Source organism: Longilinea arvoryzae (assembly GCF_001050235.1).
GTDB classification, from domain to species: Bacteria; Chloroflexota; Anaerolineae; order Anaerolineales; family Anaerolineaceae; genus Longilinea; species Longilinea arvoryzae.
In genome coordinates this window covers 2,457,744-2,467,607 of sequence record NZ_DF967972.1, presented here as the reverse complement: position 1 = coordinate 2,467,607, position 9,864 = coordinate 2,457,744, and the positions used below count along the sequence as shown (strand labels likewise).

At 57.4% G+C, this 9,864-nt stretch carries 8 protein-coding genes; 1 reads left to right on the top strand and 7 read right to left on the bottom strand.

Annotated elements, in window-relative coordinates; all coding sequences use genetic code 11:
* Positions 1 to 38 precede the first annotated feature (38 nt).
* Genes LARV_RS10975 through LARV_RS10945 form a run of 7 tightly spaced genes read right to left on the bottom strand, consistent with a single transcriptional unit; the run spans position 39 to position 8,919 of the window.
* Positions 39 to 2,165 (bottom strand): glycosyltransferase family 39 protein, encoded by a 2,127-nt coding sequence (locus LARV_RS10975; RefSeq protein ID WP_075073676.1) that lies wholly within the window; start codon positions 2,163 to 2,165, stop codon positions 39 to 41.
* Positions 2,165 to 2,971 carry a class I SAM-dependent methyltransferase gene (locus tag LARV_RS10970; protein ID WP_075073675.1) on the bottom strand — a complete coding sequence of 269 codons (807 nt, stop codon included), beginning with the start codon at positions 2,969 to 2,971 and terminating at the stop codon, positions 2,165 to 2,167. Before LARV_RS10970 ends, LARV_RS10975 begins: the two co-directional genes overlap by 1 nt.
* Positions 2,972 to 2,991: 20 nt before the next feature.
* A complete protein-coding gene (locus LARV_RS10965; protein WP_075073674.1) occupies positions 2,992 to 4,158 on the bottom strand; it encodes a glycosyltransferase family 4 protein in 1,167 nt (388 codons plus the stop codon).
* A 17-nt stretch (positions 4,159 to 4,175) separates the two neighbouring features.
* On the bottom strand, positions 4,176 to 5,201 hold the full coding sequence (locus tag LARV_RS10960) for an SDR family NAD(P)-dependent oxidoreductase (RefSeq protein WP_075073673.1): 1,026 nt from the start codon (positions 5,199 to 5,201) through the stop codon (positions 4,176 to 4,178).
* A 26-nt stretch (positions 5,202 to 5,227) separates the two neighbouring features.
* Positions 5,228 to 6,244, bottom strand: coding sequence for a lysylphosphatidylglycerol synthase transmembrane domain-containing protein (locus LARV_RS10955; protein ID WP_075073672.1), 1,017 nt, complete (start codon positions 6,242 to 6,244; stop codon positions 5,228 to 5,230).
* Positions 6,241 to 8,043: a translation elongation factor 4 gene (lepA, locus tag LARV_RS10950; protein ID WP_152031776.1), complete on the bottom strand. Its 1,803-nt coding sequence runs from the start codon at positions 8,041 to 8,043 to the stop codon at positions 6,241 to 6,243. The genes LARV_RS10955 and lepA overlap by 4 nt, the downstream gene beginning before the upstream one ends.
* A 45-nt stretch (positions 8,044 to 8,088) precedes the next feature.
* Positions 8,089 to 8,919, bottom strand: a complete 831-nt coding sequence (locus tag LARV_RS10945) for a TlyA family RNA methyltransferase (protein WP_075073670.1) — start codon at positions 8,917 to 8,919, stop codon at positions 8,089 to 8,091.
* A gap of 59 nt (positions 8,920 to 8,978) precedes the next feature.
* Between LARV_RS10945 and LARV_RS10940 the strand changes: the two genes are divergently transcribed.
* Positions 8,979 to 9,857 (top strand): decaprenyl-phosphate phosphoribosyltransferase, encoded by an 879-nt coding sequence (locus LARV_RS10940; protein ID WP_075073669.1) that lies wholly within the window; start codon positions 8,979 to 8,981, stop codon positions 9,855 to 9,857.
* Positions 9,858 to 9,864: the final 7 nt, after the last annotated feature.

The following is a 9,864-nucleotide window of genomic DNA, read 5'->3' as shown; positions in this document are numbered from 1 at the left end:
GAGATTGCTCCTGACCAGTCAGCGGTTTTTGGCTGACCTCAAGGGATTGAGTAAATGAGAAAATCTTTGCCGTCGCGGCCCGAATCATACAGAAACAGCCGCCCCTGCGGATAGACCTGTTCGAGCCTGGCCTGGCTATCCTGGTCGGCGGGGTTGAGGATGAAGAGTTTGGGCGCGTCGATGCTCAGGGTGGTCTCGATCTGGTCCGCGGGTAAGGCGTAATCTTTCAACGGGTAACCCGCATTGATCCCCACCAGCCGCGTATCCACCCAGTAAGGATAAGGAATCACATAGGCGTGATCCGCGTCCCCGGTCGACTCGGCGAAGCCGCGGATGACCTGCCCGATCTGTGAAGTATTCCAGGCGCCGCCCATGAATTGTACGTCGAACTTCCGGAAAACCAGGTCGTAATTCGAACTGGCAGAGATGGACAGCAGGGCAACGGTCAGGATGACCACCACCATCCGCCCCGGTTGGGAGGCGCGCGAAAGCAGGGACGAGACCAGACTTTCCAGCCCGATGGCTGCGATGATAAAGATGGGGATGTAAGCGGCGCCCGTGCGGTTGAGGGATGGATTTTCCTCAGGGAACGCCAGAGACAAAATGGACGGCAGCATCATTAACGGGATGGAGACGAGCAGGAACAAATCCAGCCAGTCGCGCTTGCGGATGTAGCGCACAACCACCAGAACCAGGCCGATAAAGAAAAGCGCCGCGGTCACCACATCCAACGCGGGTCGATTCACCACCGAATGGACCCAGATGTTGTTATTGTCCCAGAAGGGCATGATGAGCGCTTTCCACAAATTGGAAAGGAAAACCAGCCCAACCGGCGCCGGATAAGCGCGTTCGGTCGTTGCCAGTCGAGTAAACGCGCGAAAGGCAAAATTCTCCGGATACTGGGACCAATAGCGCAGCAGGGGTAGGAACACAACCACCGACACCAACACCAGCACCACCAGCGCCCATACCACCCCGGCGCGTTTGCCGTGGGATGCGCGGTGCAACAGGTAAATTCCGATGGCCGCCAGAACGACCAGCGGCAGCAGGCGGCTCGGGCTGTAACCGTGCAGGGCCAGGCCCAGAGCGATGCCGGATTTAATGAAATCGTTGCGGTCCGACCGGCGAATGCCGCGAATCAGGTAGAACAACATCGGCGCCGCGAACAAGGGATAGAGCGGGAATCGCAGGCCGATGCGCGAAATGACATTCGGCCAGTAGGCAATGCCGGCCAGGAATACGGCAAACAGTCCCACCCAGCGCGAACCGATTTCCTTGCCCAACCGGTAGATATACGGCAGCGTGAACAACCCGGCCAGCGCCGTACCCAACTTCAGGCTCAGGAACGAAAGGCCTGTGCCAAACAGATTGGCGATGGCGGCCGTCAGGTAGAATTGAAAATCTTCGCGCCCGGTATTGCGCTCGAAGAAAATCTTAGTCTGACCGTTCATCAGGTCGGCCACATCCAGCAGTTTTTCGGCGTGGTCGCTGAACATCTCGCCGGAGACCTGGTTCAACCGGTAAAAGCGGAAGAAGATGACGATCACCGCGACCAGAAGGACCAGAATGTGCCAGGGTGTAATTTTCAAACGCCATTCGCGCTGCCGGATGAACCCGACCAGGCGCTGCCAGTGGGTGTGCGAGGCCTCGTTCGGCAGCCACACTGCCACCAACAAAGCCACGCCGGTAATCGCCCAGGCCAGCAAGTTCAAACCGCTGTACCGGTTACCGCTGAACAGCCAGAAGCTGATCAGAATAAACGCCAGGCAGATATACAGCGGCGTTCGGAGGATTTCGAAGCTGTAGCCGATCTCACTCGACCGGGGGATCTCCGGCAGGCTCCAGGTCCGCTTCCACAAGGATCCGAGCAGCAGGACCAGGGCAAGCGCATAGAAACCAACCGCCACCGGCCAATTTCGGTTGGGCGGTTCGAGCATGAATTGCGCGATCAGCGCGGCTGCCAATACCAGCCCGGCGCTGCGATCGCTCACCCAGGCGAAAAATCCCGGACCCGGCTGTTCTTCGGGTGCCGGCGTTTCGGCCTGCGGCTCAGTCGATTCCGCTTCTTGCGGCAGCGGCGGGATTTCCGGGGCAGCACCCTTCCAGGGCATCAACCGGGCTTTTAAATAATCCAAGACACTGGGTTCTGGCTTTTCTGGGTTCATCAACCATCGATCCGGCGGGTAATATAGAAAGTATACGACCCTTTGGGTTGACTGTCAGGTTCATCATAGACCGGTTGGCAAATTGCCCGGGTCAGGGCAAAATTCCACGGCTGGCGCACCACATTCCAACGCCGGGTGAGGAAATGCAGGACCAACGACGGCAGGCCGAAGTAATGGCCCCATTCCAGCACGTGCAACGATTGCGGCGAGAAGTAATGCCACCAGCGTTCGATGCGGAAACCCGCCCGATTCAGGCGTTCTTCCCAGACTTCCGGACTGTCGCAATGATAATGCCGGCTGATGCGGTTGAAGAAGGCCCGGTAGGCGTTTCCCAGAAATCGCAGGCCGATGCGGTCGAAGAAATTCGATACGGACAGGTTGCTCAAGAAGTTGTGGTTGGGCACGCAAAAGACGAACAGCCCCCCGGGTTTTAACACCCGCTTAACCTCGGCCAACACCGGATCGAGATCGGGAATGTGCTCCAGCACCGAATTGCTCATCACGGCCGCGTAGCTGCCATCCGGTACGGGAATTTCATCGCCCGTGCCCTGAACAACGCTGCGGTAACCGCCGCGTTTTTCAGCCTGGCGGACCGGCCCAGTCCACGGATCGATCCCGAAATCGATCGGGGCGTCGAAAGTGATGGTCACGAAATGGCCGTCACCGCAACCCAGATCCAAAATGGGCCGCGGAAGCTCGATATCCTGGTAGAAACGCGATTCGACCGCTCGCAGCACCGCGCGAAAATACGGTAGGTCGCGTAATTGCAGCCAGAGGAAGTCCTTGGATTGGGATGATGATGGCAAAATCGACCTCCGGGGCAAATTTACCCGAGCAGCTCGTGCTGCATTTCAGCAAATAGTTTTTCATATTCGACGGCGATGGTGGCCGGCTCGTAGCGCCGGACAATCTCGACCGGGTCGCCGGTATATTTTTCGGGATGGTCCAGCACTTCCAGAGCCGCCTGCGCCAGGCCCTGCACGTCGCCAATGGGAGCAATTTGGCCCATGGCATGGATTTTCACCGGCTGACGCACGCCCGGCAGATTGGACGCGACGCACGGCACCCCGTTGAGCATGGCTTCGATCTGCACCAGGCCAAAGGCTTCGGTCGAGTTCAAACTGGGAAGCACCAGCACGTTCAAATTGGGGTAATACGCCGCCATTTGCTCGGGGCTCAACGAGCCCACGAAGCGCCAGTTGCCCGAGGCGATGTATTTTTCGATCGTCGGGGAGAGGCGGGCGAAATAACTTTCCTCGCCGATGATATTCTGGTACGGCCCGGCGAACTGGACCTGGGCATCCGGGTAATGTTGCAGGATAACGGGCAGCGCATCCAGTAGCACCTCTACGCCCTTTTCGGTGGCAAAACGCGCCGCCATGCCGATCACCGGCTTGTGGTGTTGTGGATTGTTTTCAGCGGCAAAAGACTGGACCGCTTCTGCTGAAACTGTTGGCAGCACCACCGGCGGCGGGATCACCTGCAGCTTGCGCAGATACCGGGTGAGGTAATCCGAATTTTCAGCATAATCGCGGGTGTAGGTCACGATCCGGTGTGTAAAAATCCCGGCCAGGTTGTTCATGACGCGCACAGCCTGATTGGCCAGCCACGAAACCAGCCCGCGCGGCATGAGCAGATCGCAATGGTACGTGATGACGGTCGGTTTCCGCAAAATCCGGCCGCGCAGAGCCACACCCGCCGCGTCGAACTGCGGCAGGTGAAGCTGGATGACATCCGCTTCGCGCGTCAGGCGCGTGGCCAGCCGGCCAAAGGTCGGCATGATGACGCCCTTGCTCAGGCGAAACAGCACCGGCGCGCGCACGATGTGCACGCCGTCTTTGATCTCATCCTCCGGCAGCGATGGATCATACTGCGAGGTCAGCACCGTCACCTGGTGGCCGCGTTCGGCCCAGGCTTTACACAGACGTTCGGCATAAATGGTCAGACCACTGGTATGCGGGCGATAATATGTGAGGACGACCAGAATCTTCATAGGAATTCATACAAACATTAGAAGAGGTTGCGGTTTTCGACAACCCAGCGGTAAAGTCGTTCGACGCCTTCTGCCACGCCCACCCTGGGGATCCAATTCAAGTCCCGCTGCGCCTTACGGATATCGGAAACATAAATGCGCTGGTCGCCGGGGCGCCAATCACCCTGGCTGGTAGGCACCGGCCGGCCCAACAGACGTTCGAGGATCGGCTCGAATTCCGTCCAGACCGACATGGTGTTGGCCGGTCCGCCGCCAATATTGTAGACCTGGCCGGCTGCGACCGACAAATTGCTCAAGGCTGCATCATAGGCATTCATCACGTCTTCGACGAACAACACATCCCGCACCTGTTTACCATCGCCGTAGATGGTGATCGGACGTCCGGTCACGGCTGCGATGATGAACCAGGCCACCCAGCCCTGATCTTCCACGCCAAACTGGCGTGTGCCGTAGATGCAGCTTTGGCGCAGCACAACCGTCGGCAAGCCATAGATGCGATGATAATCGCGCACGTACTGGTCGCCGCAGCCCTTCGAACAGCCGTAGGGCGAGTGAAAATCAAGCGGCTGCGATTCGGGAATGCCCAATGGGAAATCCGTATAGCGATAATCGGTCGGCGTTTCTTCGACCCGGACGTCTTCCATGCCGCCATAGACCTTGTTGGTCGAGGTATACAGCACGGCCGGGTTGCGGCTGGATGCCCGGGCGGCTTCCAGCACATTGAAAGTACCCTGGGCGTTGATTTCGAAATCCTCGCGTGGCTTGGTGACCGAGGTGGTCACAGCCACCTGCGCCGCCAGATGAACGATGATATCCGCATCCTTTGCGGCTGCGTTGATCTCGGTCTCCTTACGCACATCCCCCAGCACCATGCGGAAGGAGTCGGAACCATAGATTGTTTTCAGCCATTCCAGGTTCGTGGCTGCTCCCGAACGGGAAAGATTATCGAAGATGGTCACTTTATCGCCACGGGCAATACACCTGGCGGCGTAATTCGATCCAATGAAACCAGCTCCCCCGGTGATCAGAACATTGCGAGACATGCATGCCTCCGAAGAAAGATTTGCGCTCAGTTTGCTTGCTGCTGCATGCGCGTTTCAGAAAAGAGCGAACCCAATGAACGCCTTTGAGTGACAAGGCCGATGAAACCAAAAATGGCTGTGATCGCGAACTGCAAAAAATGCAGGCTGATTCCAACCGCCAAAGCTGTGGCATGATCGATTCCCAGAACGGCCATGGCTCCGACGATGGAGGCTTCGAAAACGCCCAACGCTGCCGGCGCGGAAGGAATGGCCGCGCCCAACGCTACCACGGTTACCGTGAACGCCCCATACCAAACCGGCGCGTGCGGCACGATGGGCAGGATCACCATGTAATATTGAAAAATGGCAATCATCCAGCAGACACAAATCAACCCGAAAGCGAGCAGAAACTGCCGGGGGTTGGCCAGCGCGCTCAGTCCGTCCAGCAGTTTCTCCACCTGCGGAGCAATATATTTCTCGACGAACTTCCAATGGCTGCCGAATTTGACGACCAACCGGTCCACCACGGCCCGGTTTCGGGCCATGAGGAACAGGATCACCAAGGCGCTGCCCATGACCAGCAGGGTCGCGATCGCCACCGGTTTGCCCCAGGAAACTGCGCCCAGGACGAGCGGCAGCGTTCCCAGCAGCATTCCGGCTGCCAGCAGTAGATCGAAGACGCGTTCGATGACAATGGTGGAAAGGATGTGAAACGGTCCCCAACCGGTCATGCGCCCCATGATCACCGCCCGGCCAATTTCGCCGGCGCGCAGCGGGAAGAGATTATTGAGCAAATAACCTTCGTTGACGACGAAGAACGTATCTTTATAACTCGGCCGATTGTTCAGCAGGGCGCGCCATGCCTGGCTGCGCACAAACAGGAAGGCTGTGGTGAACAAACCCGACAGCCCGATGTACTTCCAATTGATGGTGGTGAACGCAGTCGAAAGACCATCCCAACGCGCCAGCCGGAAGACGACGAACAACGCCACCACACTGATACCGACGCCCGGCAGCCAGCGCAGCCAGTCCTTGCGTTTGGAAGTCTTTATCCCCTGCGTCACTCTTCCTCCAGGCGCAATACCGCCATGAAGGCTTCTTGCGGTATCTCGACGTTGCCGACCATCTTCATGCGGCGCTTGCCTTTTTTCTGCTTTTCCAGCAGTTTCTTCTTGCGGGAGATATCGCCGCCATAGCATTTGGCCAGCACATCCTTGCGCAACGCTTTGACGTTGGCACGCGAGATGATCCGGCCGTCTGCCGAAGCCTGAACGGCCACATCGAACAGTTGCCGTGGAATGATCTCTTTGAGCTTGGTGACCAGCCGCTGCCCCTTATGATAAGCATCCTCTTTATGGACGATGGCAGCCAGCGCGTCCACCACCTCGCCACCCACCAGCACTTCCACCTTCACCAGATTGCCGGCGCGATATCCTTCGAAATGGTAGTCCATCGAAGCATATCCGCGCGTGCGGGATTTGAGATCGTCGAAGAAATCGACGATCAATTCCGACAGCGGGATCTCGAAGGAAAGGTGCACCCGATTGGGGGACGGATGATCCTGGGCTCTGAACTCGGCCCGGCGTTTGTTGGCCAGGTCCATGATGGTGCCGAAGAATTCGGTCGGCGAGAAGATGTCCAGTCCCATCCAGGGCTCGCGAATTTCAGCGATGGTGCTTTCGTCCGGCAGTTGGACCGGCGAATCGACCACCATCTGCGTGCCGTCCAGCAGAATAACCTGATATTCCACCGAAGGCGCCGTCACAACGATGTCCAGGTCATACTCGCGTTCTAGACGTTCCTGGATGATTTCCATGTGGAACAGGCCCAGAAAGCCGCAGCGGAAACCGAAGTTAAGCGCCTGCGATTTTTCAGGCTCGAACGTCAGAGACGCGTCGTTAAGCTGGAGCTTTTCAAGCGCGTCCTTCAGGTTACTGTAATCTTCCCCTTCCACCGGGTAAATCCCCGCGAACACCATCGGCTTGGGATGCAGGTAGCCGGGCAAGGGTTCGGCTGCCGGGGACGCCGTCAGGGTGATGGTATCGCCGACGCGACATTCGGACACGGTTTTCAGGCCGGTGGCGATATAGCCAACATCTCCCGAGTCAAGTTCATCCACCGGGCGCATGCCTGGCGCGAAGTAACCGATTTCAACCGGGCGAACATCCGTGTTGTTCGCCATCAAGCGCAGCGAGTCGGTATTCCGCAAATGACCTTCGACGACCCGGATATAGGCCACCACGCCTTTATAAGGATCGTAATGAGAATCGAAAATCAACGCCCGCAGCGGAACATTTTCGTTACCCTTGGGCGGCGGAACGCGATTCACGATCGCCTCCAGCACCTGATTGATATGGATACCTTCCTTGGCGGAAATGCGTGGAATATCTTCGGCCGGAATACCCAGCAGACTTTCAAGCGCTTCGGCGACTTCATCCGGCATGGCTGAGGGTAAGTCGATCTTATTGATGACCGGGATGATCTCCAGGTCGCTTTCCAGCGCCAGGTAGAGATTGGCGAGGGTCTGCGCTTCGATGCCCTGGGTCGCGTCCACCACCAGAATGGCGCCTTCGCAGGCTTCCAGGGCGCGGCTGACCTCATAATTGAAGTCGACATGCCCGGGCGTATCGATCAGATTGAGTTCGTAGGTACCGCCGTCCTTTGCGGTGTAGCTCATGCGCACCGCAGAGGCTTTGATGGTGACGCCTTTTTCGCGTTCCAGGTCCATCGTATCCAGGACCTGCTCGACCATATCGCGGTCACTGATCGTGCCGGTGATCTGCAGCAAGCGATCAGCCAGCGTCGATTTGCCATGATCGATGTGAGCAATGATACAAAAATTGCGGATATGATCGGTATTCATAATCGGGGCTTAGTATACCCTACTTTCCCTTCATTATTCAGAGCTTCATTCGAGAGCACGCCGACCCTCACCATCCGGCAGAGGGGATTGCACGGCCTGTTCGATCAACGCGTTCACATCCGCCGCCTGCCTGGCCGGATATTCCAGCCAGACCAGAAATTCGGTATTCCCTTTTGGCCCCAACAGTGAGGAGCGCACCAGACCGCGAACGCCAAAACCCTCCTGGGTCGTGAATGCAAGCACTTGCTCCAGAACTGATCGATGCACGGCGGCGTCACGCACCACCCCATCTCCACGGGCGACTTCTTCGCGCCCGGCCTCGAATTGGGGCTTGATCAACGCCACCACCTGGCCCTGGGATTGCAACCACCAGGTTTTGACCACCGGTAGCAGAATCTTAAGTGAAATAAAAGAAGCATCGATGGTTACGAATTGCACCGGTTCGGGAAAGCCGCTCACGTATCGGGCATTGACGCGCTCCATCACCACCACGCGCGGATCGTTCCTGAGCTTCCAATGTAAAATGCCATACCCGACATCCACCGCATACACCCGGGCGGCCCCGTGCTGCAGCATGCAATCGGTAAACCCACCTGTGGAGGCACCCAGATCAGCGCAGATCATCCCATCCAACTGCTGCAAGCCAAAAGCCTGCAGCGCGCCCTCCAGTTTTTCACCACCCCGCGAAACAAACCGCGGTCCGTGATCCACCGAAATCGCAGCATTCTCCAGCACTTTTTCGGAGGGTTTGGCGGCCACCTGTCCGTCCACGCGCACCTGACCGGCCATCACCAGGCGTTGCGCCTGGGTCCGGCTTTCAGCCAGACCGCGTTCGGTGAGCAAAATGTCGAGGCGAGTTTTATGAAGAGTGGGCATACAAACTTCGTGGCCGCCTTCTGTTCGGCGCAGAAAGGAGATGTGATATCATAAACGCTATGCTTAAGGCCATTCTAAAGACCATGCGTCCACGCCAGTGGACTAAAAACATCTTCGTCATCGCCGCTTTGGTCTTTGACCGGCAGTTGTTCGGCGCAATCGATCCTGTTTTGCGTTCGATCGGCGGAATGTTGCTGTTTTGTCTCTTGTCCAGCAGTGTGTATATTATAAACGACATTAAAGATGTCGAAGCCGACCGGCAGCATCCCGTCAAACGCAATCGTCCCATTGCCTCCGGCGAGCTGTCTGTCCCGGTCGCCGTGGGTGCGGTGGTCGTTCTGCTGGGCGTCACTTTCCCGTTGACTTTCCTGCTCTCGCCAGAGTTCTTCCTGATCTCGCTGTTCTATTTCGTGATCAACCTGGCGTATTCGCTCTACCTCAAGAATGTCCTCATCGTGGATGTGCTGATCATCGCCGCCGGGTTCGTTCTGCGGGTTGCGGCCGGGGTTACCCTGATCCAGGTGGAGCGCTTCTCCCCCTGGCTTTACGTGGTGACCACCCTGGGCGCCCTGTATATCGGCTTTGGTAAACGCCGCGCCGAACTTAACCTGCTGCAAAACGGCGCGAACAATCATCGCAAGGTCCTGGATGGATATACCCTGCCCTTCCTCGACCAGATGATCACGATCGTCTCCAGCACCACCATCATTGCCTACAGCCTGTATACCTTTTCGGCTCCCAATCTGCCTTCCAATCACGCCATGATGCTGACCATTCCCTTCGTCATGTACGGCGTTTTTCGTTATTTGTGGCTGATTCAAGTCAAGAAGGAAGGCGGCGCTCCGGAAGAAATTCTGCTGAAAGACCGGCCGTTCCAGATCGACATCCTGCTGTGGGGAATTTCTGTGTTGGTCATCTTTTATTTGCTTGCCAAGTAAAAATGAC